This is a genomic window from Achromobacter sp. DH1f (assembly GCF_000633435.1).
GTDB classification, from domain to species: Bacteria; Pseudomonadota; Gammaproteobacteria; order Burkholderiales; family Burkholderiaceae_B; genus Achromobacter; species Achromobacter deleyi.
On sequence record NZ_AYMF01000010.1, the window covers coordinates 648,432 to 673,788 of the forward strand.

Annotated in this window: 21 protein-coding genes; 13 read left to right on the plus strand and 8 right to left on the minus strand. The window is 66.0% G+C overall.

Annotated features, from left to right (window positions below):
• Nucleotides 1-32: 32 nt before the first annotated feature.
• The 3 genes from U858_RS0110720 (at nucleotide 33) to U858_RS0110730 (ending at nucleotide 3,106) form a co-directional block, all read left to right on the plus strand.
• Entirely contained in the window at nucleotides 33-1,526 is a 1,494-nt protein-coding gene (locus U858_RS0110720) for a CoA-acylating methylmalonate-semialdehyde dehydrogenase (RefSeq protein WP_025137155.1), read from the plus strand.
• A gap of 94 nt (nucleotides 1,527-1,620) precedes the next feature.
• Complete coding sequence (locus U858_RS0110725; protein WP_025137156.1) at nucleotides 1,621-2,565, plus strand: CysB family HTH-type transcriptional regulator; 945 nt, start codon at nucleotides 1,621-1,623, stop codon at nucleotides 2,563-2,565.
• Nucleotides 2,566-2,785: 220 nt separating this feature from the next.
• Complete coding sequence (locus U858_RS0110730; RefSeq protein WP_025137157.1) at nucleotides 2,786-3,106, plus strand: DUF2325 domain-containing protein; 321 nt, start codon at nucleotides 2,786-2,788, stop codon at nucleotides 3,104-3,106.
• A gap of 172 nt (nucleotides 3,107-3,278) precedes the next feature.
• Here U858_RS0110730 and U858_RS0110735 read toward each other — a convergent pair whose 3' ends face one another.
• Nucleotides 3,279-3,938 (minus strand): C40 family peptidase, encoded by a 660-nt coding sequence (locus U858_RS0110735; RefSeq protein ID WP_025137158.1) that lies wholly within the window; start codon nucleotides 3,936-3,938, stop codon nucleotides 3,279-3,281.
• A gap of 312 nt (nucleotides 3,939-4,250) precedes the next feature.
• Between U858_RS0110735 and U858_RS0110740 the strand changes: the two genes are divergently transcribed.
• The 6 genes from U858_RS0110740 to ltaE all read left to right on the plus strand — a co-directional run bounded on the left by U858_RS0110740 (nucleotide 4,251) and on the right by ltaE (nucleotide 12,231).
• Nucleotides 4,251-6,140 carry a propionate--CoA ligase gene (locus tag U858_RS0110740; protein WP_025137159.1) on the plus strand — a complete coding sequence of 630 codons (1,890 nt, stop codon included), beginning with the start codon at nucleotides 4,251-4,253 and terminating at the stop codon, nucleotides 6,138-6,140.
• Nucleotides 6,137-6,544 (plus strand): heme-binding protein, encoded by a 408-nt coding sequence (locus U858_RS0110745; protein WP_025137160.1) that lies wholly within the window; start codon nucleotides 6,137-6,139, stop codon nucleotides 6,542-6,544. Before U858_RS0110740 ends, U858_RS0110745 begins: the two co-directional genes overlap by 4 nt.
• Nucleotides 6,545-6,672: 128 nt before the next feature.
• Nucleotides 6,673-7,896 (plus strand): MFS transporter, encoded by a 1,224-nt coding sequence (locus tag U858_RS0110750; RefSeq protein ID WP_232786526.1) that lies wholly within the window; start codon nucleotides 6,673-6,675, stop codon nucleotides 7,894-7,896.
• A gap of 271 nt (nucleotides 7,897-8,167) precedes the next feature.
• The gene (acs, locus tag U858_RS0110755; RefSeq protein ID WP_025137162.1) at nucleotides 8,168-10,147 is read left to right on the plus strand and encodes an acetate--CoA ligase; all 1,980 of its coding nucleotides are present in this window, start codon (nucleotides 8,168-8,170) and stop codon (nucleotides 10,145-10,147) included.
• Nucleotides 10,148-10,286: 139 nt separating this feature from the next.
• Entirely contained in the window at nucleotides 10,287-11,174 is an 888-nt protein-coding gene (locus tag U858_RS0110760) for a DMT family transporter (protein ID WP_025137163.1), read from the plus strand.
• A gap of 46 nt (nucleotides 11,175-11,220) precedes the next feature.
• Entirely contained in the window at nucleotides 11,221-12,231 is a 1,011-nt protein-coding gene (gene ltaE / locus U858_RS0110765) for a low-specificity L-threonine aldolase (protein ID WP_025137164.1), read from the plus strand.
• Nucleotides 12,232-12,241: 10 nt separating this feature from the next.
• Here ltaE and U858_RS0110770 read toward each other — a convergent pair whose 3' ends face one another.
• From U858_RS0110770 to U858_RS0110785, 4 genes are all read right to left on the minus strand, one after another.
• Nucleotides 12,242-13,576 (minus strand): aspartate aminotransferase family protein, encoded by a 1,335-nt coding sequence (locus tag U858_RS0110770; protein ID WP_025137165.1) that lies wholly within the window; start codon nucleotides 13,574-13,576, stop codon nucleotides 12,242-12,244.
• An 89-nt stretch (nucleotides 13,577-13,665) separates the two neighbouring features.
• Nucleotides 13,666-14,547, minus strand: a complete 882-nt coding sequence (locus U858_RS0110775; protein WP_025137166.1) for a GntR family transcriptional regulator — start codon at nucleotides 14,545-14,547, stop codon at nucleotides 13,666-13,668.
• Nucleotides 14,548-14,705: 158 nt separating this feature from the next.
• Nucleotides 14,706-17,132 carry an autotransporter outer membrane beta-barrel domain-containing protein gene (locus tag U858_RS0110780; RefSeq protein WP_025137167.1) on the minus strand — a complete coding sequence of 809 codons (2,427 nt, stop codon included), beginning with the start codon at nucleotides 17,130-17,132 and terminating at the stop codon, nucleotides 14,706-14,708.
• A gap of 242 nt (nucleotides 17,133-17,374) precedes the next feature.
• Entirely contained in the window at nucleotides 17,375-19,411 is a 2,037-nt protein-coding gene (locus U858_RS0110785) for a sensor histidine kinase (protein ID WP_029953724.1), read from the minus strand.
• Between the two features lie 66 nt (nucleotides 19,412-19,477).
• Between U858_RS0110785 and U858_RS0110790 the strand changes: the two genes are divergently transcribed.
• Nucleotides 19,478-20,176 (plus strand): response regulator transcription factor, encoded by a 699-nt coding sequence (locus tag U858_RS0110790; RefSeq protein ID WP_025137169.1) that lies wholly within the window; start codon nucleotides 19,478-19,480, stop codon nucleotides 20,174-20,176.
• 60 nt (nucleotides 20,177-20,236) lie between these two features.
• Here U858_RS0110790 and U858_RS0110795 read toward each other — a convergent pair whose 3' ends face one another.
• From U858_RS0110795 to U858_RS0110805, 3 genes are all read right to left on the minus strand, one after another.
• On the minus strand, nucleotides 20,237-20,581 hold the full coding sequence (locus tag U858_RS0110795) for an antibiotic biosynthesis monooxygenase (protein ID WP_025137170.1): 345 nt from the start codon (nucleotides 20,579-20,581) through the stop codon (nucleotides 20,237-20,239).
• 71 nt (nucleotides 20,582-20,652) lie between these two features.
• Entirely contained in the window at nucleotides 20,653-21,498 is an 846-nt protein-coding gene (locus U858_RS0110800) for an NAD(P)H-binding protein (protein ID WP_025137171.1), read from the minus strand.
• A gap of 15 nt (nucleotides 21,499-21,513) precedes the next feature.
• On the minus strand, nucleotides 21,514-23,160 hold the full coding sequence (locus tag U858_RS0110805) for an electron transfer flavoprotein-ubiquinone oxidoreductase (protein ID WP_029953725.1): 1,647 nt from the start codon (nucleotides 23,158-23,160) through the stop codon (nucleotides 21,514-21,516).
• Between the two features lie 112 nt (nucleotides 23,161-23,272).
• On the opposite strand from U858_RS0110805, the gene U858_RS0110810 reads away from it, so the two are divergent.
• From U858_RS0110810 to U858_RS0110820, 3 genes are all read left to right on the plus strand, one after another.
• Nucleotides 23,273-23,722: a thioesterase family protein gene (locus tag U858_RS0110810; protein WP_025137173.1), complete on the plus strand. Its 450-nt coding sequence runs from the start codon at nucleotides 23,273-23,275 to the stop codon at nucleotides 23,720-23,722.
• A 258-nt stretch (nucleotides 23,723-23,980) separates the two neighbouring features.
• Entirely contained in the window at nucleotides 23,981-24,679 is a 699-nt protein-coding gene (locus U858_RS0110815) for a CoA transferase subunit A (RefSeq protein ID WP_025137174.1), read from the plus strand.
• Nucleotides 24,680-24,691: 12 nt separating this feature from the next.
• On the plus strand, nucleotides 24,692-25,345 hold the full coding sequence (locus U858_RS0110820; RefSeq protein ID WP_025137175.1) for a CoA transferase subunit B: 654 nt from the start codon (nucleotides 24,692-24,694) through the stop codon (nucleotides 25,343-25,345).
• Nucleotides 25,346-25,357: the final 12 nt, after the last annotated feature.

Here is a 25,357-nt window from a genome sequence, read left to right on the forward strand (position 1 = left end):
CCGCATCGATAAAGCAGTGTGAGGAGCATCAAATGAGTGAAGTCCCCCGCGTTCCGCTATTGATCGGCGGCAAGCTCGTGCAGTCCAAGACCACCGAATGGCGTGACGTGATCAACCCCGCCACGCAGGAGGTCGTCGCCAAGGTGCCCTTTGCTACGCGCGAAGAGCTGGACCTGGCGGTCTCCAATGCCAAGGAAGCCTTCAAGACCTGGCGCAACAGCGGCCAGGGGGCGCGCATGCGCGTCATGCTGAAATTCCAGGAACTGCTGCGCGCCAACACCGGCAAGCTGGCCGAGATGATCACCCGCGAACACGGCAAGACCCTGCCGGACGCCGAGGGTGAGGTGGGCCGCGGCCTGGAAGTGGTGGAGCACGCCTGCTCGATCGCCAACCTGCAACTGGGCGAATACGCCGAGAACGCCGCGTCCGGCATCGACGTCTACACCCTGATCCAGCCGCTGGGCGTGTGCGCCGGCATCACGGCGTTCAATTTCCCGGTGATGCTGCCTTGCTTCATGTTCCCGATCGCGGTGGCTTGCGGCAACACGTTCGTGCTCAAGCCGTCCGAGCAGGACCCCACCGCCTCGCTGTTCCTGGCCCAGCTGGCCCTGGAAGCCGGCCTGCCCCCGGGCGTCTTGAACGTGGTCCATGGCGGCCCGGATACGGCCAACGGCCTGTGCGAGCATCCCGACATCAAGGCGGTGTCGTTCATCGGTTCGACCCGCGTGGGCACCGAGATCTACAACCGCGCGTCCGCCGCGGGCAAGCGCTGCCAGTCGATGATGGGCGCCAAGAACCACTGCGTGATCCTGCCGGACGCCGATCCCGACGTGGCGCTGAACCAGCTGGTGGGCGCCGCCTTTGGCGCGGCCGGCCAGCGCTGCATGGCCTCGTCCGTGGCCGTGCTGGTGGGCGATGCCCGCAACTGGTTGCCCGACTTCGTCGAGCGCGCCAAGAAGCTCAAGGTCAATTCCGGCATGGACCGTGCCGCCGACCTGGGCCCGCTGGTGTCGCCCAACGCCAAGAAGCGCGTCGAAAGCCTGATCCAGAAGGGCGTGGACGAAGGCGCCAAGCTGCTGCTGGACGGCCGCAATCTGAAGGTGTCCGGCTTCGAGCAGGGCAACTTCGTCGGCCCCACGGTATTTGACGGCGTGACCGAGGAAATGACCATCTACACCGAGGAAATCTTCGGCCCGGTGCTGTGCGTGGTGGGCGTGGAAACGCTGGAAGAGGCGGTGGAATTCGTCAACCGCAATCCCAACGGCAACGGCGTGGCCCTGTTCACCCAGGACGGCGGCGCGGCACGCTACTTCCAGAACAACATCGACGTCGGCCAGGTGGGTATCAACGTGCCGATCCCGGTGCCGGTGGCCTGGTTCAGCTTCACCGGTTCGCGCGGCTCGAAGCTGGGCGACCTGGGCCCCAACGGCAAGCAGGCGGTGCAGTTCTGGACCCAGACCAAGACCGTCACCGCACGCTGGTCGGCCCACGCCAAGACCGTGAACACGACGATCTCGATGCGCTGAAAGAGGGACGCCTTGCGCCTAAGCTTATATTAATAAGTCATATAACAAGGCGTCCTTATTACTTATAATTGGTCCGTCTATCAGGGGCCAATTCATGAACCTGCAGCAATTTCGTTTTGTGCGCGAAACCATCCGGCGCGACTTCAACCTGACCGAAGCCGCCCGGATGCTCTATACCTCCCAACCGGGCGTGTCCAAGGCGATCATCGAGTTCGAGGACGAACTCGGCATCAAGATCTTCGAACGCCATGGCAAACGCATCAAGGGGCTGACCAAGCCCGGCCTGGCGGTTTCGCAGGTGATCGACCGCATCATGCGCGAAGTCGACAATCTCAAGAAAGTCAGCGATGAATTCGCCCGCCGCGACGAAGGCGGCCTGGTGATTGCTTGCACGCACACCCAGGCCCGCTATCTGCTGCCGCGCGTGATTCCGGCGTTTCGCAAGCAGTTCCCCAAGGTGCACCTGTCGCTGGCCGAAGGCAGCCCGGCGCAACTGGCAGAAATGGTGCTGCACGAGCAGGCCGACCTGGCGCTGGCGACCGAGTCCCTGGCGCTGACCCCGGGCCTGGCGACGCTGCCCGTCTACGCCTGGGAACACACCGTGGTGGTGCGCCCGGACCATCCCCTGGCCGAGTTGACCTCCAGCGCCGCCAAGCGCCTGTCGCTGGCGCAACTGGCCGAATTCCCCATCGTGACCTATGACCGCGCCTTTACCGGCCGCAGCACAATCGACGAAGTCTTCGCCAACCAGGGCATCCACCCGGACATCGTGCTGGAAGCCATCGACGCCGACGTGATCAAGACCTACGTGGACGTGGGCCTGGGCATCGGCATCATCGCCGGCGTGGCCTACGACCCGCGGCGCGATTCGAACCTGGTGGGCCTGCCCGTGGGCCACCTGTTCGGCACGCACACCACCCGGGTGGGCGTGAAGGCCGGCGTGTTCCTGCGTGACTATGTCTACACCTTCCTGGAAATGCTGGCCCCGTCTTTGACCCGCGCGGTCGTGACCGAGGCCGTGCAGGGCGCGCCCAAGTAGGCACGGACGGCATGCATGCCATCGGACAAAGCGCGGCCCCTTGCGGGAGCCGCGTTTTTTGGACTTCACGCACGGTCAAAGGAAGGAGGGACGGGTCTCTCGCTATCCGTTCCCATAAGCTCATAAAAATAATTAAATAAGAACTGATCTCATTTAAGTTGACTAAAAAATAGGAATCATTATCATTACATCCAGTCTCAACGACCCAGTGAGGATCAACATGACGGCAGGATTGAGTGCAGTGGTAGTGGGCGCCGACAGGCTCGGCAACATTCCGGATCTACTTAAAGGACACAATATTTCGATCACGCACCACATCAGTGGCCGTGACCCTTCGCATCAGAAGAAGACGTTGCAGCTGCCCTCGGGCACCCAGCTGGTCATTTTGCTGACCGACTTCCTGGGCCACAACGTCATGAAGACGTTCCGCAATGCCGCGCAGCGTGGCGGCATCCGTGTCGTGGCTTGTCGCCGTTCGGTGTGCAGCATGCAGCAGGCGCTGCAGCAGTGCGGCCTGTGCTCGGGAGCCGCAGTCCACTGACGGCTTGCCGCGCTGCCGCGGATACAGAAAAACTGGGGAGGCCGAAACGGCCTGCGGCCCCAAGGCCGCGAAGAGAAATGAAAAACGCCGCCGGACTGGAAAGTCCGGCGGCGTTTTGCCGTTTGGGGGATGGCGCGGGGCAGGGCGCCGTGCGACGCTGCCCCAAAGCGTATCAGTTGGCCGCGCGGGCCGAGGCCATCAGGCTGTTGTCCAGGCGGCGGGCGCCGTTGTAGCGCTTGGTCCAGTAGGCCATGGTCATGTTTTCGACGCGCACCACGCCGCCGGCGCTGGGCGAGTGCACGAAGCGGTCATCGCCCAGGTAGATGCCCACGTGGGAGTAGCGGCGGCCCATGGTGTTGAAGAAGACCAGGTCGCCGGCCTTGAGCTCGTTCTTGCTGACGGACGTGCCTTGCTGGGCGATTTCGGCGGCGTTGCGGGGCAGCTTCAGGCCCAGCGAACGTTCGGCGGAATAGGCCACCAGGCCGCTGCAATCGAAACCGGTATCGGGGGAACTGCCGCCGAAGCGGTAGCGGATGCCCAGGTAGTTCAGGGCTTCGCTGACCATGGCGTTGTCGCTGCTGACACCCGATTGGGTGCGCTGGCGGTCACGCTTGAATTTCTGCACCACCAGCATGCCGATGGGGTCATCGGCGGTGGCGACCCATTCCGTTTCGTACGGATCGATCTCGGACGAATAGGCGGTGGATTTTTGATTGGTGCCTGCACAACCCGCCAGACCCGCGACGCACGCCACCAGCGCCAGCAAACGCAGACCGCGGTGTGCTTGGCCAGAGGATGAATTCAGTCGCGCGCTTTTGGAGTGTCGATGCATTCGCCTGGGGATGGCAGCCACTTTTTTCGCAGATCAGAAGCAATAACGCGTCAAAAACGCTAAAAAACACCTGAATAGCTGGAATAAAGCAGCGAACCAACAGATATGTTGTCACAACTTCGCGGGGATTCTACCAAACTTTTAAGACTGGTTCGTTACTGTAACCAGCCTGGCGCCCGTGAGGCGTAGACGCGTGGCAGAATTTTTTGACCTGGGGCAAGCCTGGTGCAAGGTTTGCCCACCAAAATGACTGAAGAATTCAAAAAGAAAGCAATCAGCCTTAAGGCGTATGCACAATAACAGGAGACAAAAATGCAAAAAACCAGGGATTTCCATTACCGGTCGGTACACGACCGCGATGCCTTCTGGCGCGAAGAGGCCACCCGGGTGCACTGGGAGACGCCATTCGAGTCGGTTCTGGACTTTTCCCGGCCGCCGTTCGCCAAGTGGTTCGTGGGCGGCAAGACCAACCTCTGCTACAACGCGGTGGACCGCTGGCTGCCCACCCAGGCCGACCAGCCTGCCCTGATCTGGGTGTCGACCGAAGTCGACCGCGAACGCGTCTATACGCGCCAGGACGTCTATGACGAGGTCAACGCCGCCGCCGCCATGCTGCGGGACCTGGGGGTGGGCCGGGGCGACCGGGTGCTGCTGTATATGCCGATGGTGCCCGAAGCCGTGTTCACCATGCTGGCCTGCGCCCGCATCGGTGCGGTGCATTCGGTGGTGTTCGGGGGCTTTGCCTCGGTCAACCTGGCGCAGCGCATCGATGACGCCGCGCCCAAGGTGGTGGTGTGCACCGACGGCGGATCGCGCGGCGGCAAGGTGGTGCCCTACAAGCCGCTGCTGGATCGCGCGCTGGCGCTGTGCAAGACGCCGCCGGCGTCCGTGGTGGTGTTCGACCGTGGCCTGGCGCCTTTCGAGCCCGTGGCGGGCCGCGACCTGGACTACGCGACCTTGCGCGCGGCCCAGCATGGGGTGCAGGTGCCGGTGACCTGGCTGGAATCGTCCGAGCCCAGCTATATCCTGTACACGTCCGGCACCACCGGCAAGCCCAAGGGCGTGCAGCGCGACACCGGCGGCTATGCCGTGGCGCTGGCCTCCTCGATGGAATACCTGTTCAATGGCCGCGCGGGCGATACGTTCTTCTGCACCAGCGATATCGGCTGGGTGGTGGGGCACTCCTATATTGTGTATGGGCCGCTGATCGGCGGGCAGGCGACCGTGCTGTACGAGGGCACGCCGGTGCGTCCGGACGGCGCCATCCTGTGGAAGCTGGTCGAGCAGTTCGGCGTCAACACGCTGTTTTCGGCGCCTACGGCGGTGCGGGTGCTCAAGCGCCAGGACCCGGCGCTGCTCAGGAAACACGACCTGTCCAGCCTGCGGGCGGTGTACCTGGCGGGTGAGCCGCTGGACGAACCGACGGCGCAATGGATCTCGGAAGGCCTGGGCAAGCCCATCATCGACAACTATTGGCAGACCGAGTCCGGCTGGCCGATCCTGTCGGCGCAGCCGGGCGTGGAAAAGGTGGCCACCCGCTACGGCAGTCCGTCGTTCCCGGTATATGGCTTCGATGCGCGCATCGTCAGCGAGGCGAATGGCGAAGACCTGGGCGCCAACCAGAAGGGCGTGGTGGCGATCGTGCCGCCGCTGCCGCCGGGCGCCATGTCCACCATCTGGGGCGACGACGAGCGCTTCGTCCAGACCTATTTCACGTCGATTCCCGGCCGCCAGGTCTATTCCACCTTCGACTGGGGCCTGGTCGACCCGGACGGCTATTGGTTCATTCTGGGCCGCACCGACGATGTGATCAACGTGGCGGGCCACCGCCTGGGCACGCGCGAGATCGAGGAATCGGTCAACAGCCACAGCGGCATCGCCGAATGCGCGGTGGTCGGCGTGGCCGACGCGCTCAAGGGCCAGGTGGCGATGGCCTTCGCCGTGCTGAAGAATCCCGCGATGGCGGACGCATCCGAGAGTGCAAAGCAGCTGGAAGCGGATATCATGCGGCTGGTGGAAGATCAGCTGGGCGCGGTGGCGCGACCTGCCCGGATCCGGTTCGTGGGCGCCTTGCCCAAGACCCGTTCCGGCAAGGTGTTGCGCCGCGCGATCGTCGCCGTCTGCGAAGGCCGCGACCCCGGAGACCTCACCACCATCGAAGACCCCACCGCCCTGGAACAGATCAAGGAGTCGCTGCAATGAATACCAAACCCGTGCTGACCGCCGAAGACGTCAAGAAAATCCTGGCCGCGGCCGAAGCACACGCCCTGCAGAACAAGTGGGCGGTCACCATCGCCGTGTCGGACGATGGCGGCCATCTGCTGGGCATGCTGCGGCTGGACGACGCCGCCCCCATCTCTTCGCACATCGCGCCGGCCAAGGCCAAGACCGCGGCCCTGGGCCGCCGCGAATCGCGCGTCTACGAAGAGATCATCAACAACGGCCGCTACTCCTTCCTGTCGGCGCCGCTGATCGAAGGCATGCTGGAAGGCGGCGTGCCGGTGATCGCCAACGGCCAGGTGGTCGGCGCAGTCGGCGTGTCGGGCGTGAAGTCCACCGAAGACGCCCAGATCGCCCAGGCTGGCATCGCCGCGCTGGGCCTGTGAGCCAGGAAGAATCGCGGCAGCCGTCGGCGGGCCAGGCGCCCGCCGGCCTTGCCGCGCCGGCCGGCGGGGCAGCGGACACCGGTCCGCTGAACCCCGGCGTGGCCAAGCGCGAAGTCTGGGCCTGGGCCATGTACGACTTCGCCAATTCCGGCTACACCACCGTGATTCTCACGGCGGTGTTCAGCACCTATTTCGTTGGCGTGGTGGCCGCCCGTGCGCCGTGGGCCACGCTGGCCTGGACGGCGGCGCTGTCGCTGTCCTATCTGCTCATCATGCTGACCATGCCCACGCTGGGCGCGCGGGCCGATGCCCGCGCCGCCAAGCGGCGCCTGCTCTACACCAGCACGACCGGCTGCGTGGCGGCCACGCTGGTGCTGACCCAGGCGGGGCCAGGGGACGTCTGGCTGGCCCTGGCGGCCATTGTCGTATCCAACTACTGCTATTGCATCGGTGAATCCGTGGTGGCGGCCTTTCTGCCCGAGCTGGCCAAGCCGTCGGCGCTGGGCCGGGTGTCGGGCTGGGGCTGGAGCTTCGGCTACTGCGGCGGCATGCTCACGCTGGGCCTGTCGCTGTGGGTAGTGACGCTGTCCGAAGCCAACGGCCTGGACGCCCAGCATTTCGTGCCGCGCGTCATCCTGGTGACCTGCGCCGTGTTTGCGCTGGCGGCGCTGCCGTCGTTCTTCATGCTGCGCGAACGCGCCAGGCCGCAGGCTGAACCCAAAGAGGCGCTGGACGTCTTCAAGCGCCTGGCGTTTGCATGGCGCGAAACCGGCCAGCACTTTCCCGAATTCCGTCGCCTGCTGATGTGCATCGCGTGCTATCAGGCCGGCATCTCGGTGGTCATCACCCTGGCCGCGGTGTACGCGTCCGAGGTCATGGGCTTCACGACGCCGCAAATCATGCTGCTGGTGTTCACCGTCAACATCGGGGCGGCCGCGGGGGCGTTCTCGTTCGGCTACGTGCAGGACCGCATCGGCCACAAGCCGGCGCTGGCCATCACCTTGTGCGGCTGGATCGTGATGGTGCTGGTGGCCTATGCCGCCGTCACGGCGCCGGTGTTCTGGGTGGCCGCCACGCTCGCGGGCCTGTGCATGGGCACGACGCAAAGCGCGGGCCGCGCGATGACCGGCGCGCTGGCCCCGGCCGGGCGCCTGGCCGAATTCTTCTCGCTCTGGACCTTCGCGGTGCAACTGGCTGCGGTCATCGGCCCGCTGACCTACGGCCTGGTCACCTGGCTCACGCACGGCAACCATCGCCTGGCCATCCTGGTGACCGGGCTGTTCTTCGTGGGTGGCCTCATCCTGCTGTCGCGCGTGGACATGGCGCGTGGCCTGGCGCGGCGCGCCGCCTAGCGCCGCAGCCGTTCGCCGCAACTGATATTCTTATGAAGTCCCGGACGTTGCCCCGCGCGCTTTGCGGCACGCGGCGTCCGGTGGGTTTGCGTTTGCGCAGTCAGGTTGTCGATGCCGTTGCCGCCATGGCCGGCGGTTGCACGCTTGCGGTGATGCGGGCTCTGGCCCGCATTTTGCGTAAGGTGCCCGTAAGAGCGCGGCGATACGGTTGCGAGTGGGCAATAAAAGAAAACGGCATCAACAACAGAATCACAGATTGGAGACAAAGATCATGTCGAATGCTATTGAGTCCGTACTGGTAGAAACCCGGGTCTTCCCGCCGCCCGAGCGCGCGGCGCAGGGCGCCGCGATTCCCAGCATGGATGCCTACAACGCGCTGTGTGCGCAGGTCGAAAAGGACTTCGACGGCTTCTGGGCCGGCCAGGCCCGCGACAACCTGCAGTGGACCAAGCCGTTCACCGAGGTGCTGGACGAATCGAACGCGCCGTTCTACCGCTGGTTCGGCGACGGCGAACTGAACGTCTCGGCCAACTGCCTGGACGTGCACCTGACCAACGGCAACGCCGACAAGACCGCCATCATCTTCGAAACCGATGACGGCAAGGTCAACAAGGTCAGCTACCGCGAACTGCTGGCGCGCGTGTGCCGCTTCGCCAACGGCATCGCCGCGCTGGGCTACAAGAAGGGCGACCGCGCCATCATCTACATGCCCATGTCGATCGAAGCCGTGGTGGCCATGCAGGCCTGCGCCCGCCTGGGCGTGACGCACTCGGTCGTGTTCGGCGGCTTCTCGGCCAAGAGCCTGCAGGAGCGCATCGTCGACGTCGGCGCGTCGCTGGTCATCACCGCCGACGAGCAGGTCCGCGGCGGCAAGACCATTCCGCTCAAGCCGGCGGTGGAAGAGGCCATCGCCATGGGCGGCTGCGAAGCCGTGCGCCAGGTGATCGTCTACCGCCGCACCGGCGGCAAGGTGCAATGGAACGACACGCGCGACCTCTGGATGCATGACGTCGAAGCCGGCCAGCCCGACACCTGCGAACCGGTGCCGGTCAACGCCGAGCATCCGCTGTTCATCCTGTACACGTCCGGTTCCACCGGCAAGCCCAAGGGCGTGCAGCATTCGTCCGCCGGTTACCTGCTGTGGGCGCTGTTGACCGTGAAGTGGACCTTTGACGCCCGCAAGGACGACGTCTACTGGTGCACGGCCGACGTGGGCTGGGTCACCGGCCACACCTACATCTCCTATGGCCCGCTGGCCGCGGGCCTGACGCAGGTGGTGTTCGAAGGCGTGCCCACGTTCCCCAACGCCGGCCGCTTCTGGGACATGATCGCGCGCCACAAGGTCACCACCTTCTACACCGCGCCCACCGCGATCCGTTCGCTGATCAAGGCCGCCGAGGCCGCGCCCGACACCCATCCGTCCAAGTACGACCTGGACAGCCTGCGCATCATCGGCACGGTGGGCGAGCCCATCAACCCCGAAGCCTGGATCTGGTATCACAAGAACATCGGCCGCGAGCGCTGCCCCATCGTCGATACCTGGTGGCAGACCGAAACCGGCGGCCACATGATCACGCCGCTGCCGGGCGCCACGCCCACCAAGCCGGGTTCGTGCACGCTGCCGCTGCCGGGCATCGCCGCGGCCATCGTGGACGAGACCGGCGGCGACGTCGACCAGGGCAATGGGGGCTTCCTTGTTATCAAGCGTCCGTGGCCGGCCATGATCCGCAACATCTGGGGCGACCCCGAACGCTTCAAGAAGAGCTACTTCCCGCCCGAACTGCGCGGTTATTACCTGGCTGGCGACGGCGCGCAGCGTGATGCGGACGGCTACTTCTGGATCATGGGCCGCATCGACGACGTGCTGAACGTGTCGGGCCACCGCCTGGGCACCATGGAAGTCGAATCGGCGCTGGTGGCGCACGAGCTGGTGGCCGAAGCTGCCGTGGTCGGCCGTCCCGACGACACGACGGGCGAGGCCGTGGTGGCCTTCGTGGTGCTCAAGGGCTCCCGCCCCGAAGGCGCCGACGCGCAAGCCATCGCCAAGACGCTGCGCGACTGGGTGGCCAAGGAAATTGGCCCGATCGCCAAGCCCAAGGACATCCGCTTTGGCGACAACCTGCCCAAGACCCGCTCGGGCAAGATCATGCGTCGCTTGCTGCGCGTGGTGGCCAAGGGCGAGGAAGTGACCCAGGACGTGTCGACGCTGGAAAACCCGGCCATCCTGGAACAGCTGTCCAAGCCGCTGTAAGCCGGCGCATGCCGTCCGCGCGGCGGACGGCGTGGTCCGATCCCGCGCGGCGGGAGCATAATGCGAGATGCCCATACCGGTTTGCCGGTATGGGCATCGTCGTTTTTTCCCCAATAAATCATTTACCGGAGACGCCGCCGTGAGCCGCAGCAGTTTCGATCGCGCAGGGCTTGCCCTGATGTTCAGCACCATCCTCGTATGGGCAGGCAGCTGGATCGCGATGAAACTGATCGTGCCGTACATCGGCCCCTTCGACTTCGTGGCGCTGCGCTACGTGGTGGGCGCTCTGGTGCTGTTTGCGCTGGTGATCGCCACGCGCCGGCCCCTGGCCATGCCGCCCTGGAAGCTGACGCTCTTGATCGGCCTGACCCAGACGGCCGGGTTCCAGGGCTTCGTGCAGACCGCGCTCGTGTCGGGCGGTGTAGGCAAGGTCTCGCTGATGGCCTACACGATGCCGTTCTGGGTGGTGCTGTTTGCCTGGGGACTGCTGGGCGAGCGGCCGTCGGCACGGCACGGCGCGGGCATTGGTCTTGCCGCGCTCGGCCTGGTGCTGTTCATCGAACCGTGGCATGGCCTGGGCGACATGAAGCCGGTGCTGCTGGGGCTGGGCAGCGGGCTGTGCTGGGGCGTGGGCACGGTGCTGTCCAAGCGCATGTTCGACCGCCACGCGCCCGATGTGATGACGTTCACGGCGTGGCAGATGCTGTTCGGCGGGCTGGTGGTGACGCCGGTGGCGTTGCTGGTGCCGCAGATTCCCGCGCAGTGGGGCTGGCAGCTGTGGACCGGCATGACCTATATCGTGCTGATCGCCACGGCGGCGGGCTGGCTGCTGTGGCTCCAGGTGGTGCGGCGCGTGCCGGCCTCGATTGCCGGCCTGTCCAGCCTGGGCGTACCCGTGGTGGCGATGCTGATGGCGTGGGCGGTACTGTCCGAACGCCCATCGCTGGCCGAACTGGGCGGCATGGCCTTGATTCTTGCCGGCATTTTCGTGGTGAGCCGCGCGGCGCCGGCCGCGCGCACCCGTTGAACCGGCCCGTCTTCTACGAATTCCGTTTCCTGTCCGAGGATTCCTCATGATCGATTTGCGCAGCGATACCGTTACCCGGCCGACCCCGGCCATGTTGCAAGCCATGACCCGCGCGCCGCTGGGCGATGACGTGATGGGCGACGACCCCACCGTGAACCGCCTGCAGCAGGCCGTGGCCGAGCGCGCCGGCAAGGCGGCCGGCTTGTTCTTCCCGTCCGGCACCCAGAGCAACCTGGCCGGGCTGATGGCGCATTGCGAGCGTGGCGACGAATACCTGGTGGGCCAGCTGGCGCACACCTACAAGTACGAAGGCGGCGGCGCCGCCGTGCTGGCCAGCATCCAGCCCCAACCCATCGAACACGCCGAAGACGGCTCGCTGCCGCTGGAAAAACTGGCGGCGGCCTTGAAGCCGGAAGGCGATCCGCACTTTGCCCGCACCCGTCTGCTGGCGCTGGAGAACACCTTCCACGGCAAGCTGGTTCCGGCCGATTACATCCGCGCGGCCACCGATTGGGCGCGCAGCCACGGCCTGGGCACGCACCTGGATGGCGCGCGCGTCTTCAACGCTGCCGTCGCCAGCGGCAAGCCGCTGGCTGACATGTGCGAGTCGTTCGACTCGGTCTCGATCTGCTTTTCGAAGGGATTGGGCGCGCCGGTCGGGTCGGTGCTGGTGGGCAGCGCCGAGTTGATCGCCCGCGCGCGCCGCTGGCGCAAGATGCTGGGCGGCGGCCTGCGCCAGTCCGGCGTGCTGGCCGCGGCCTGCCTGTACGCGCTGGAGCACAACGTCGACCGCCTGGCCGACGACCACGACAACGCGCGCCAACTGGCCGAGGGCCTGCGCGGCATCGCGGGGGTGCGGGTGCTGAGCCAGGACACCAACATGGTGTTCGCGCAATTCGAACCCGCGCGCTGCGAGGAGCTGACGGCCGCGCTGGCCGCCGACGGCATTCTGATGCGTGCCGTCTATGGCGGCCCGACGCGGCTGGTGACCCACCTGGACGTGTCCGCCGCGGACGTGCGCCGGGTGGTCGAGGCCGTGGCGCGCCACCTGGGCTGAGCCGCTGCAATCATGCCGCTGCGCGCAGCACGTCCGACAGCACCGAGAACAATTCGTCGATCTGCGCCCGTTCGATGATGAGCGGCGGCGACAGCAGCATGGTGTCGCCGGCCGATCGGATCAGGCAGCCGCGTTCCAGGCAGGCCTGGTGCACCGCGAAGCCGCGTTGCCCGGGCTTGCCGTCCTGCGGCGCCAGTTCGATGGCGGCCAGCAGGCCGATGTTGCGGATGTCCACCACGTGGGGCAGGCCTTTCAGGCTGTGCGCGGCGTCTTCCCAATAGCGCCACAATTCGCGGCTGCGCTGGAACAGGCCTTCGCGCCGGCAGATGTCCAGCGTGGCCAGCCCGGCCGCGCAGGCTACCGGGTGGCCCGAATAGGTGTAGCCGTGCGCCAGTTCGATGGCGCTGTCCGGGCCTTGCATGAAGGCGTCGTAGACATGCTGGCGCACCAGCGTGGCGCCCATCGGGATCGCCCCGTTGGTCAGCCCCTTGGCGCTGGTGATGATGTCGGGCGTGACGCCGAAATGGGCGGATGCGAAGGCGCCGTCGATGCGGCCGAACGCACAGATCACTTCGTCGAAGATCAGCAGGATGCCGTGCGCATCGCAGATCTGCCGCAACTTTTGCAGGTAGCCCTTGGGCGGCACCAGCAGGCCGGTGGAACCGGCCACCGGCTCGACGATCACCGCGGCGATGGTGGACGCGTCGTGCAGCGCCACGATGCGCTCGAGCGTGTCGGCCAGGTGCGCGCCCCAATCGGGCTGGCCGCGGGTGTAGGCCATGTGTTCGCGGTCGTACGTATGCGGCAGGTGATCGACGTAGGGCAGCAGGTTGCCGAAGGGCTTGCGATGGCCGCCGATGCCTGACACCGACAGGCCGCCGAACCCCACGCCGTGATACCCGCGTTCGCGGCCGATCAGGCGGACGCGCTGGCCTTGGCCGCGGGCGCGGTGATAGCCCAGCGCGATCTTCAGCGCGGTATCGACGGCTTCGGAGCCGGAATTCGAAAAGAACACATTGGAAAAGCCGGCCGGGGCTTCCTGGCACAGGTTTTCGGCCAGCTCGAACGCCAGCGGATGGCTCATCTGGAACGACGGCGCGTAATCCAGTTCATAGGCGGTGCGCGCGATCGCCTCGACGATCTCGGGGCGGCGGTGGCCGGCGTTCACGCACCACAGGCCCGCGATGCCGTCCAGCACCCGGCGTCCGTCCGGACGGATGTAGTGCATGCCTTCGGCGGCGCTGAACAGCACCGGATCGCGCTTGTACCGCCGGTTGGCGGTGAAGGGCATCCAATAGGCTTCGGCGTTCAGGGCGGTGGGGGAGTGGGGAGCGGGCGACGACATGGGGATCCTGTTTTCGGGAAGTTCAGGGCCCGGCTATTTTGTATTAATACAATGAAAAATACAATTCAGGGCCAACCCTGGCCCCCTTGTCAGGATGCCTGCAACGAAGCCTGCAGATGGCGCCGCATCAACTGCGCCGCTCGTTCCTGGTCGCCTGCTTGCAGGGCGTCGATGATCTGCAGGTGCTCCTGCGTGGACCCCACGTAGCGCGCGTCGCGATGGAATGCGGCGTGCTCTTCCAGCCGGCGCAGCTGGTTCTGCTGCTGCACGGCCTGCAGGATGTACCGATTGCCCGAGAAGCGCGCCAGCATTTCATGGAACGACGCGTTCAGCGCGAAGAATTCGGTGGCGGAAATGTCGGCGTCCTGGCGCTGCGCCAGGGCCTCGTGGGCGGCGCGCATGCGGGCCAGCGCGTCGCGGTCCAGCTTGAAGGTCGGTTCCAGAAGGCCGGCGCATTCGATCGCCATGCGGAAACGGTAGCTTTCATCCAGGGCCTCGCGGCCTTCCAGCGACGGCGCGAATTGCCAGCCGTGGCCTTTGCGCTTTTCGATCAGGCCATCTGCCGACAATTGCAGCAGGGCCTTCACCAGCACGCTGCGCGGCGCGGGATAGCGCTGCAAAAGGTCGCTCTCGGTGAATTGATCGGGCAGCACGCGGGTGGCGCGATCATCGATCAGCCGGCGGTACAGCTCTTGTTGGGTCGGGCCGGCGCCGGTGATGGCCAGTGGGGGCAGCGCGGCCGTGTCGGCGACGGTGTAGCCGCTGTTGGGCCGATGCGTGATCAGGCCCTGCGTGGCCAGCAGCTTGAGCGCGCCGCGCACTGGGGTCCGCGACACCTCATAGCCGGCGGCCAGCGCTTCTTCGGACAGGTGGGTGCCGGGCGTGTAGCGCCGGGCCAGGATGTCCTGGGCGATCAGGCGGGCCAGATCGACTTGCAGCGGGGTGGGGCGGGCAGGGGCGGCGGTGGACATGGACGAACGCAGGGGCGACGGTGGGGCAATGGTAACGGACGGGCGCAGAAAAAAAAGGGCGTACCCCTTTGCGTGGGTACGCCCTAAGAGACCCGGTGGCCCACCAGGCCTCTCCAGCGATATCCGCGCTTGCGCGCGGATATCCAGCGAACTTGCCTTTAGAAGCGCCAGCTGACGTTCACGGTGCCCGTGTTCTGCTGGTTGCCGTTGCCGAACTGGCCGGAGTAGGCCAGGCCCAGCGTGGCGTTCTTGCTCATGGCCATGTCCACGCCCAGCGCCACCACGGCCGCGTCACGCGACAGCGGCGTGCCGGCCACGGTGAAGGGCTGGCTGCCGTCGAACGACATCGTGGTTTCCGGATTGACGTCGCCGTAAGCATGGCGCCAACCCAGCGTGCCGCGCAGGCGGGCGGCGTTCTGGCCCATGTCGAACGTGGTCTGCGCATGCAGGCCCAGCGTGGTGGTGGCCACCTTGTTGCTGTTGCTGCGGCCGCTGAGCGCGGCGTCGCCGCCCGATTCCGAGAAGCCGCGGGTGCGCAGGTCGCTGAAATCGGCGCCGACGAACGGCTCGAGCGTGACGCGGTCGTTCAGGGGGATGGCGTAGCCCACCTCGGTGAAGACCTGACCGGTGCTGGCGCTGTAGTCCGACTTCAGGGCTTGCAACTGGCCTGCGGCGTTGATGTTGCGCTTGCTGCTGACGTCGTGCCAGGTGTAGGCCACGCCGCCGCTCACATTGAGCTTGCCCGCGCCGGCTTCGAAGGCCTTGCCGCCGTAGATGATGGCGCTGTAGCTGTCGACGTCGGTCTTGGCCGAGCGGTCGCTCACGGTGATGCGGCTGCTGGTGTAGCCCAGCGCGCCGCCCAGGCGCCAGCCGTTGCCGATGCCATGGTCGCCGCCGACGAACAGGCCGGCGTCGGTTTCGCGTGCCTTGGCCGCGTTGCCGTTGCCGTCCATGGTGCGCCAGTTGCCGAACACCTGGGCCCACATGGGTTGCGCCGCCGAGCGCGGCAGCGCGGACGCGTCGCCACGGCCGACCTGGGCCGTGGCCGGACCAGGCACCCAGCCGGCGTTCATGTTGGCATGCAGGTGGGCCAGCGGCAGGTTCACCACGTTGTTGGTCACGTTCTGCATCGCCGAAACGGTGCTGACGTGCGATTCGCCCGCCAGGTCGGCAAACACGCCGGCCGGTGCGCCTTCCGGCAGGTTCAGCACGCGGCTGTACAGGGCATTGGTGGTCGGCAGGCTTTGCAGGGCGCGGGCGGTCGAGCGCTGGTTGCCGGTCACGGCCAGGTCGGCGAACTCGATGGGGCGCGTGGCGCCGCCCGAATTGCCGGGCGTGGCGGGCGGCGTGGCGGTGTCGACCGGCGGCGTGACCGGATCGACAGGGGGCGTGCCCGGATCGACCGGCACGGTCTTCAGATCGACTTTCAGCACGACGTCGTTGCCGCTATAGGCAAGCTTGGGGTCCAGGAACGCCAGGTTGCTGGAGACGCCAGTGAACTTGCTGCCGTTCAGGCCGCCGTCCGCCGTCAGGATGGTGTAGGCGGTGGAGGCGGCGTAAGTACCGCCGGACCCCACGTGCAGTACGGAACCGGCCAGGTTGGCCACGCCCAGCGCATGGACTTTGTCGCTTCTGCCGTCGGCGGTGGCGTCGACGCGGTAGGTCGAATTTGCGTCGAAGGTCAGGTCGCCGTTGATCTGCAGCGTCCCGACCGGCGCGCTGGCGGTGCCGGGCGACAGGGTCGCGCCGGCCAACAGCGTGGTGGGGCCGACTTCGCCCGAGCCGGCCAGCGTGCCGGCGACCGACAGCAGGCCCTTCACTTCGAAGGCGCCCATCGTCAAGGTGGCGTAGCTGGCCACGGTGACGTCGCGGCCGCGGATGATGGCCAGCGGGGTGTAGTCGGTGTTGATGTTGACAGTGCCGGCGCTGCCTTCGACGGCGCCCGTGATGCTGCCGCCGTTGATGTCCAGCGTTCCCGAGCCCAGCCGTACGATGCCGTTGATCGTGCCCGTGTTGGCAATGCTGATGGGCGTGCTGGCGCCGGACACATCCACCGCGACGCCATCGATCTTGCTGTTGATGGTGCCGGTGTTGGTGATGCCGCGTCGAACTGTCGCGCCCGACACCACGATACTCGCGTCGATGGTGCCGCTGTTGCCGATGCGTCCGCTGATCGTGCTGCCGCCGGTCACCTCGATGCCCACGCCCGTGCCGAAGCTGCCGGAGATGCGGCCAATGTTGATGAGGTCACCCGTGATCGAACTGGCATTGCGAATGCTGATGGCGGAATCGCCGGTCACCTGCCGGGTGTCTTCATTGCGGATCGAGCCGTCCACGGTCGACGCGTCGACCTTGATGCCCGAGCCGCCGGTGGCCGAGTTCCACACGGTGCCATTGTTGATGACGTTGCCCCGCAGGGTGGCGCCGTTGATGATGTTGATGGAGACGTCGGTGCCGGTATTCGTGAGGTTGCCGCTTTGCGTCGTGCCGTTGAGGTCAACCGCGAAAACAGACGTCGTCGCCAGGGGCGAGAAGCTGACGGCCAGGACGAGCGCCAGGGGGGTGAGTTGGAAGCGGGGATGCATGTGGATCGACCATGTAAATTTCGTGTCTGAAATATACCGATCATTGCATCGTCAAATCTGAGCAAATCTGAGCGCTTTGTAAGGCAGTGAATAAAACGAGAAAATGAATGATAAATGTTGATGAAATGAACGACAAAGGCTGAAATTACTCTTTCCTGGAAATCCCGGTAAAGATACAAATAGATGCTTTCGCGCAACATATTGTCGACAGCCGACATCGGCGGGGTAGCCAAAGCGGTGACTCACCCCGCGGCGTGATGCGGCAGGCTTAGCCGAAAGCACACCGGTTCGTCGCCGCCGGCGCCAGCCAGGACGACCGTGCCGCCCAGCCGTTCGGCAATGGCCTTCACTAGATACAGGCCCAGTCCGGCGCCCGGATGGCGCAACGCGTTCTGGCCTCGATAGTATTTCTGGAACAGGCGTTCCTGGTCGTCGGCTGGGATGCGTTGGCCGGGGTTGGCGACCTCGATGTGCAGCCTGTCGTCCCGGGCGCATACCGAGACGGTCACCCTGCCTCCTTCGGCACAATGCCGGTCGGCATTCGCCAGCAGGTTGCGCAGGGCGATGTGCAGCATGCTGGCATCGCAATCCAGCACATGGTCGCCTGCGCCATACTCGTTCTGGATGCGGCCGGGGGCGAAGTCCCGTTCCAGGTCGGCCAGCATGGCTGGCACGTCGCAGCGGGCCACCCGCAGGTCGGCCCGCGGTTCGCGCATGCGGTCGTGGGTCAGGTATTCATCCACCAGCGCCAGCAGGCGCACGGCGGCATCGCGGATGTTGCCGCAGCGCGCCAGGGTTTTCTCGGCCGGGGCAGCCAGGTTGCGGCCCAGTTGCTGGGCCGATGTGGTGATGATCGCCAGCGGCGTGCGGAATTCGTGCGACACCATGGCCACGAAGTCGCGCTGTTCCGCGAACACCTGCCGCTCTTTGTCCAGCGAGGTGCGCAGCTCGCCTTCCAGTTCGACGCGGCGCTCGATCTCGTTCTGCATCTCGATCGTGCGCAGCGCGACTTCCTTTTCCAGGCGCTGGCTGTGCTGGCGCGCCAGGTCGGCGGCCAGGTTGGCCTGCTGCCGTTCGCGCATGCGCCGCTGGCGCTCATGGCGGCCCACGATGTACAGGCTGAGCAGCAGCATGTGCAGCATCGTGCCCAGTGTCGAGACGTATTCGGTGAACGTATTCACCGGCAGCACGCCCAGGTTGCGCAGGAAGGCGATCAGCACACTGATGTAGAACACGCCGAAGGCCAGCGCGAAAAAGCGCGCCGGCTGCCAGCCGCGCTTGAGCAGGTAGGCGGTCAGGGTCGAGAAGCCGACGATCACCAGCAGCGCCAGCGTCTGGATGGGCTGCACGCCCCAGGCGTAGTGGCCGGACACGACCAGCGCCGAGCAGACCAGCGCGATGGCCCAGAAGATCCGATCCAGCCACCGCACCGCGCGCGGATACAGCGCAGCCAGGTTCAACTGGCGGAAGGCGACGCGCAGCGCTACCGGCAGGCTGATGGCGATACCCACGCCCAGCAGGCGGTCGCTCCAACCCACCGGCAGGCCCGTCAATTGCTGCACGAGGCCCAGCGACAGCACTTCGTTGAAGACGCAGTTGCCGATGTAGGCCAGGAACAGGCCGCTCATCGAGGCGCGCGTCACGAGCCAGAAAGCACCGTGCGCGCAGATCAGCAGCAGGTAGAAACCGAAGTACAGGCCGAACATCAGGCCTTCGCGGCGCGACTGGTTGTCGTAGGCCAGGCGTTGCCAGATTTCCAGCCGGGTCGCCAGCGCGTTCTTGCTTTGCAGCCGCACCAGGATCACGTAGTTGCCGGGGGCGGGCGGTTCGAACGAGATCACGGGGCTGCGATAGTCCACCGGCCAATCCTGGCGCGGCAGGTCTTCGCCGCTGCGTCCCAGCAACGTCCAATAGCCGTCCTGGCCCATATAGACCCGCACGTCATCGAGCAGCGCGTTGCTCAGGCGCAGCATCCATCCGCCCTGCGGGATGCGATCCACCTGCACCGGCAGGCGCAGCCACACCGCCGCGGGCGTGAAGCCGGCGCTCAGGCTGTCGGGCAGCGTCGTCCAGCCGCTGGCCTGGGCGACATCCGCGGCGCCGAGCTTGCCGCTGGCGTCGTCCAGCCGTTCGAGGTGACCGCCCGCATACAGCATGCGGACCTGGCCATCCAGGTGCAGCGTGTCGCCGCGAGCCGGGGTTGTGGCCGCCATGCCCGCCAACAACAATGCCAGCAGCCACAGCCACGCATGTGCCGTGGGATAATGATTCCGTCTCATCAAGTCATGATTCCCGTGCAGCCGGCAAGATTACATCAGGGCCGGGGGAATCCGCAGCCGCACTACATGCTTGAAGTCATTCTTCTCGAAGACGAACCCGTGCTGCGTCAAGAGCTTGGCGAGTTTCTCGAAGCGTTGGGCTACGCGCCGCTGTGCGTGTCCAGCCTGCAGGAATTCGACCAGGGCTTTGACGCCAGCCGCCACCACCTTGCCGTCATCGACATCGGCTTGCCGGATGGTTGCGGCCTGGACTTGATCCAGCGCCTGCGCCGCGATGGCCAGCAAGTGGGCATCGTGGTGTTCAGTGCACGCCAGACCAGCCCGGACAGGATCATGGGGCTGGGCATGGGCGCCGACCACTACTTGGGCAAGGGCTGCGATCTGGATGAACTGGCGGCCACGCTGGCGGCGCTGGTGCGCCGCCTGGGCCTGCCGCGCGCGCCGGCCAGGCAGACGGCTGACCCGTGGGTGCTGGATGTCGGCCCGCGCCGGCTGCTCATTCCTGGCGCACCCGCCGTGCCGCTGTCCCAGCAAGACCTGACGGTGCTGCGCTGCCTGATGGATCAGCCCGGCGAAAACATCAGCCGCCGGCAGATCGTCGAAGCGCTGGGGGCCGACTACCTCGATTACGACCAGCGCCGCCTGGATACGCAGATGCGGCGACTGCGCCGCCGCGTCGAAGCGGCCTGCGGGCAGGCGCTGCCGGTCAAGACCTTGCGCAACAGCGGCTATTGCTTCTACCAGGCGGCGCGCGTCCAGGCCTGATCCGCCCCGCGCTGCGAGCGGGTGGGCCCCCGCAGCCGTACCGCGAGCGGCCAGCCGGCCTCAGCCATGCCGCAAGCGGCTGTCGCCCGGCGCTTCGTCGCGTTCGTGCATGCCGTAATCGCGCAGCACCTGCGCCACCCGCAAGCGGTAATGGGCGAACACCCCGCCGCGCCCGGCCTCCTGGGCCTGGCGATGCGATTCCAGCGAACGCCAGCGCTTGACCGCTTCTTCATCGCGCCAGAACGACAGCGACAGCAGCTTGCCTGGCGTGGTCAGGCTCTGGAAGCGCTCGACCGAAATGAAGCCGTCGATGGCTTTGAGCTCATCGATCAGGCGGGCGGCAATGCGCAGATAGGGATCGGGGTTGCCCTCGGCGGGCTCGACTTCGAATATCACGGCGATCATGGGGCGCACTCGGCAAGAGGAATGCCCCAGTATCCCCGCGTTCGCGCGGCAACGATTCGCCAGAGGCCGAACTATGCCTGCGCGGCGTCGGCCAGCAACGCGGCGTAGCCGGCGCGCGAATCCGGCCATTGCAAGGTCAGGCCGCTGGCCCGCAGGCGGGCATTGCTGAGTTTCTTGCTGCCGATGTTGGCGGGCGCGGGCGCTTCGGCGGGCGCGGGGGCGCCGATCAGGCAGGCCAGGTCCGCGTACAGCACATGCAGCGGCAGCGGCGTGTCGTCGCAGCCGATGTAGACCGATTGTGCGTCGGGCAGCAGCGCCAGATGGGCGATGGCGGCCGCGGCGTCGTCGATGTGGATGCGGTTGGCCCAATGCGGCGGCTGGGTCGGCGCGCCGGCAGCGCCTGTGCGCAGGCGTTCGATCAGTTGCAGGCGGCCGGGGCCGTACAGGCCGGCAAAGCGGATCGTGGTGTGGGGCAGCGGCTGTGCGGCAAGCAGCGCTTCGGCTTCGAGCAGGATGCGGCCATTGAAGCCCTGCGGCGCAGGCGGTGTGTCTTCGGTGACCCAGTCACCGTGGTGCTCGCCATAGACTGCGCTGGACGACACGAACACCACGCGTTCGACCCGGGACGTATCCAGCGCGTCCAGCACGCGGTTCAGGCCATCGACGAACACGCCGCGGTAGGCGGCGGGATCGCGTGCCCCGGCGGTGGCAACGTGGATGACGCGGGTGATGCCGGCCGGCAGGGCGGGCAAGCCGTCCGCCCGCGTGATGTCGCCTTGCAGCCAGTGAATGCCGCTGGCGTCGTCCGCGGGCGGATGGCGGCGCAGCGCATAGACCTGGTCGCCGCGCGCCAGCAACAGGCGGGCCGCGCGTTGGCCGAGGTCGCCGCAGCCGATGAAGAGCACGCGTTCAGCCATGTCGCGCGGCGCCGGTCACATGCCGCTGTAGACGGGCCCTTCGCCGCCTTGCGGGGCCACCCAGACGATGTTCTGGGTTGGGTCCTTGATGTCGCAGGTCTTGCAGTGCACGCAGTTCTGCGCGTTGATCTGCAAGCGGTCGTCGCCGTGGTCGTCCTTGACGAATTCGTACACGCCGGCCGGACAGTAGCGCGATTCCGGGCCGCCGTACTTGGCCAGGTTGACCTGCACCGGCACCGACGGGTCTTTCAGCGTCAGGTGGACAGGCTCGTTTTCATCGTGATTGGTGTTCGAGATGAACACCGAGCTGAGCTTGTCGAAGGTCAGCTTGCCATCGGGCTTGGGGTAGTCGATGCGGGCGCATTGCGACGCCGGCTGCAGGCAGGCGTGGTCGGGCTTGCTGTGGCGCAGGGTCCACGGCATCTTGCCCTTGAACACCAGTTGCTCGATGCCGGTCATCAGCGTGGCCACGGTGCGGCCCTTCTTGAACCACTGCTTGAAGTTGCGCGCCTTGTTCAATTCGTCGTGCAGCCACGAGGCCTTGAAGGCGTCGGGGTAGGCGGCCAGTTCGTCCTGGCGGCGGTCGGCGACCAGCGCGTCGAACGCGGCTTCGGCAGCCAGCTTGCCCGACTTGATGGCGGCATGGCTGCCCTTGATGCGCGAGGCGTTCAGGAAGCCGGCTTCACAGCCCACCAGCACGCCGCCCGGGAAGGTCAGCTTGGGCAGCGACAGCAGGCCGCCAGCCGTGATGGCGCGGGCGCCGTAGGCAATGCGCTTGCCGCCTTCGAAGGTGCCGCGGATGGCCGGGTGGGTCTTGTAGCGCTGGAATTCGTCGAACGGCGAGAGCCACGGGTTGGCGTAATCCAGGCCGACGATCATGCCCACGGCCACCAGGTTGTTGTCCAGGTGGTAGAGGAACGAGCCGCCGTAGGTGTCGGCGTCCAGCGGCCAGCCGGCGGTGTGGATCACCAGGCCGGGCTTGGACTGGGCCGGGTCGACTTCCCACATTTCCTTGATGCCGATGCCGTAGGCCTGCGGGTCGCGGCCGTCGTCCAGCTTGTAGCGGTCGATCAGCTGGCGGCCGAGCTGGCCGCGCGCGCCTTCGGCGAACACCGTGTAGCGCGCATGCAGTTCCATGCCGGGCTGGTAGTGGTCGGTATGGCTGCCGTCGCGGGCTACGCCCATGTCGCCGGTGGCCACGCCGCGCACGGCGCCGTTTTCGTCGTACAGCACTTCGACCGCAGCAAAGCCCGGGAAGATCTCCACGCCCAGCGCTTCGGCCTGTTCGCCCAGCCACTTGACGACGTCGCCCAGGCGGACGATGTAGTTGCCGTCATTGTGGAAACAGGGCGGCAAGAGCCAGTTCGGCGTGGCGCGCGCGCCGTTTTGCGACAGGAACAGGAACTTGTCCTGCGTCACGGGCACGTTCAGCGGCGCGCCTTTTTCTTTCCAGTCGGGGATCAGTTCGGTCAGCGCCAGCGGGTCCATGACGGCGCCGGACAGGATGTGCGCGCCCAGCTCGGCGCCCTTTTCAAGGACGCAGACGCCGATCTCCTGGTTTTTCTCAGCGGCCAGCTGCTTCAGACGGATGGCAGTGGCCAGGCCGGCGGGTCCCCCGCCAACCACGACCACGTCATATTCCATCGACTCGCGTTCAGACATTGCAAAGCTCCCCGTATGTATTCCATATATGGCTGGAAGTATTATCGGCGATTGTATTGCAGGCGGAGGCCTTGCACGTCTTCGCATTTCTTTCAGCCATCAGGAGTAATTGGTGAACCCGGACACTCAGTCTGCGCGGATTCTGGCGGTGGGCGATACCCATCATGTGGATTTGCCCTTGCGTTGGGGCGACTCCGACGCCTTGAACCATCTCAACAACACGCTGTACTTTCGCCTCATGGAAGAGGCCCGCATGCAGATCCTGTACGACGCGGGCTTCGAATTGCCGGCCAATGACGGCGCCATCCTGGCGCATGCGTCCTGCGATTTCCTGCGCCCCTTGACCTATCCGGCGACCGTGCGGGTCACGCACAAGGTCACCCGCATCGGCCGCTCCAGCGCCGAATTCGAACTGCTGCTCGAGAAGGTCGGCGACGATGCCGGCCCCTACGCGCGCGGCCGCAACGTGCTGGTCTGGATGGATTACGTGGCCAATACGTCCGCACCGTGGCCGCCCGAAGTGCTGGCCAAGATGGCCACGCAGTTCCAGCCGGCGGCGTAGCGCCGCGCCTGGCGGTCGGTCCGGCTTTGTGGCGGTGTTTGAAACAGCGCACGCATTTGCCGGGCATGCCGTTAAAATCAAGCGCAAACCATAATAGAAATAAAAGGGCGCGCCACCCTCGGCGACGCGACCCGGCAGGCATCGGGCCCCGCTGCGATGCTGCCGGCAAGCGCCACCGGCAGCCGCGCCTTAAGGAAAAACAGGGCTCGCCGCCGTGCGAGACTCTCTTCAGTTCGACCTTAATTAGGAGTTGGAGCGATGGACAAGGTTTTTGCAAGCGCCCAAGAGGCGCTGGCAGGCATCGTCAAAGACGGCCAGATGATCGCCGTGGGCGGTTTCGGCCTTTGCGGCATTCCCGAAGCCCTGATCGCCGCGCTGCGCGATTCGGGCGTGAAGGATCTCACTTGCATCAGCAATAACGCAGGCGTCGACGGCTTCGGCCTGGGCCAGCTGCTCAATACGCGCCAGGTCCGCAAGATGATCGCGTCGTACGTGGGCGAAAACAAGGAATTCGAACGGCAGTACCTGTCGGGCGAACTCGAACTTGAATTCACGCCGCAGGGCACGCTGGCTGAAAAGCTGCGCGCGGGCGGCGCCGGCATCCCGGCCTTCTTCACCCGCACCGGCGTGGGCACCATCGTCGCCGACGGCAAGGAAATCCGCGAATTCGACGGCCAGCAATACGTGATGGAACGTTCGCTGGTGCCGGACGTGTCGCTGGTCAAGGCGCACATCGCCGACCGCAGCGGCAATCTGGTGTTCCGCAAGACGGCGCGCAACTTCAATCCGAACGTGGCCATGGCCGGCAAGTTCACGGTGGTCGAGGTCGAAGAAATCGTCGACACCGGCAGCCTGGACCCCGACCAGATCCACCTGCCCGGCATCTATGTGCACCGGATCGTGCTGAACGCCACGCCGGAAAAGCGCATCGAACAACGCACCACTCGCCCGGCCTAAGGAGAACACGACATGGCATGGTCCCGCGATGAAATGGCGGCGCGCGCCGCGCGCGAGCTGCAAGACGGTTTTTACGTGAACCTGGGTATCGGCCTGCCGACCCTGGTTGCCAACCACGTGCCCAAGGGCGTGGAAGTGTGGCTGCAATCCGAAAACGGCCTGCTCGGCATCGGTCCGTTCCCGACCGACGCCGAAGTCGACGCCGACCTGATCAACGCCGGCAAGCAGACGGTCACGACGCTGCCTGGCTCGTCGATCTTCTCGTCGGCCGACTCGTTCGCGATGATCCGCGGCGGCAAGATCAACCTGGCCATCCTGGGTGCGATGCAGGTGTCCGAAAAGGGCGACCTGGCCAACTGGATGATCCCGGGCAAGATGGTCAAGGGCATGGGCGGCGCAATGGACCTGGTGGCCGGCGTCGGCCGCGTCGTGGTCCTGATGGAACACGTGGCCAAGAAGAAAGACGGCACCGAAGACATCAAGCTGCTGCCCGAATGCAACCTGCCGCTGACCGGCGTGGGGGTGGTCGATCTGATCATCACCGACCTGGGCGTGATGGAAGTCACCGAAAACGGCCTGAAGCTGCTGGAAACGGCGCCGGGCGTGACGGTGGACGAAATCCAGTCCAAGACGCAGGCCAAGCTGGACGTGTCGGCGGTCAAGTAAACGCCGCTGCCC

Excerpts from the sequence above, each read along its gene's own strand:
- U858_RS0110720 (WP_025137155.1), top strand. The coding sequence starts at position 33 with ATGAGTGAAGTCCCCCGCGTTCCGCTATTGATCGGCGGCAAGCTCGTG.
- U858_RS0110725 (WP_025137156.1), top strand. The coding sequence starts at position 1,621 with ATGAACCTGCAGCAATTTCGTTTTGTGCGCGAAACCATCCGGCGCGAC.
- U858_RS0110730 (WP_025137157.1), top strand. The coding sequence starts at position 2,786 with ATGACGGCAGGATTGAGTGCAGTGGTAGTGGGCGCCGACAGGCTCGGC.
- U858_RS0110735 (WP_025137158.1), bottom strand. The coding sequence starts at position 3,938 with ATGCATCGACACTCCAAAAGCGCGCGACTGAATTCATCCTCTGGCCAA.
- U858_RS0110740 (WP_025137159.1), top strand. The coding sequence starts at position 4,251 with ATGCAAAAAACCAGGGATTTCCATTACCGGTCGGTACACGACCGCGAT.
- U858_RS0110745 (WP_025137160.1), top strand. The coding sequence starts at position 6,137 with ATGAATACCAAACCCGTGCTGACCGCCGAAGACGTCAAGAAAATCCTG.
- U858_RS0110750 (WP_232786526.1), top strand. The coding sequence starts at position 6,673 with ATGTACGACTTCGCCAATTCCGGCTACACCACCGTGATTCTCACGGCG.
- acs (WP_025137162.1), top strand. The coding sequence starts at position 8,168 with ATGTCGAATGCTATTGAGTCCGTACTGGTAGAAACCCGGGTCTTCCCG.
- ltaE (WP_025137164.1), top strand. The coding sequence starts at position 11,221 with ATGATCGATTTGCGCAGCGATACCGTTACCCGGCCGACCCCGGCCATG.
- U858_RS0110770 (WP_025137165.1), bottom strand. The coding sequence starts at position 13,576 with ATGTCGTCGCCCGCTCCCCACTCCCCCACCGCCCTGAACGCCGAAGCC.
- U858_RS0110775 (WP_025137166.1), bottom strand. The coding sequence starts at position 14,547 with ATGTCCACCGCCGCCCCTGCCCGCCCCACCCCGCTGCAAGTCGATCTG.
- U858_RS0110780 (WP_025137167.1), bottom strand. The coding sequence starts at position 17,132 with ATGCATCCCCGCTTCCAACTCACCCCCCTGGCGCTCGTCCTGGCCGTC.
- U858_RS0110785 (WP_029953724.1), bottom strand. The coding sequence starts at position 19,411 with ATGAGACGGAATCATTATCCCACGGCACATGCGTGGCTGTGGCTGCTG.
- U858_RS0110790 (WP_025137169.1), top strand. The coding sequence starts at position 19,478 with ATGCTTGAAGTCATTCTTCTCGAAGACGAACCCGTGCTGCGTCAAGAG.
- U858_RS0110795 (WP_025137170.1), bottom strand. The coding sequence starts at position 20,581 with ATGATCGCCGTGATATTCGAAGTCGAGCCCGCCGAGGGCAACCCCGAT.
- U858_RS0110800 (WP_025137171.1), bottom strand. The coding sequence starts at position 21,498 with ATGGCTGAACGCGTGCTCTTCATCGGCTGCGGCGACCTCGGCCAACGC.
- U858_RS0110805 (WP_029953725.1), bottom strand. The coding sequence starts at position 23,160 with ATGTCTGAACGCGAGTCGATGGAATATGACGTGGTCGTGGTTGGCGGG.
- U858_RS0110815 (WP_025137174.1), top strand. The coding sequence starts at position 23,981 with ATGGACAAGGTTTTTGCAAGCGCCCAAGAGGCGCTGGCAGGCATCGTC.
- U858_RS0110820 (WP_025137175.1), top strand. The coding sequence starts at position 24,692 with ATGGCATGGTCCCGCGATGAAATGGCGGCGCGCGCCGCGCGCGAGCTG.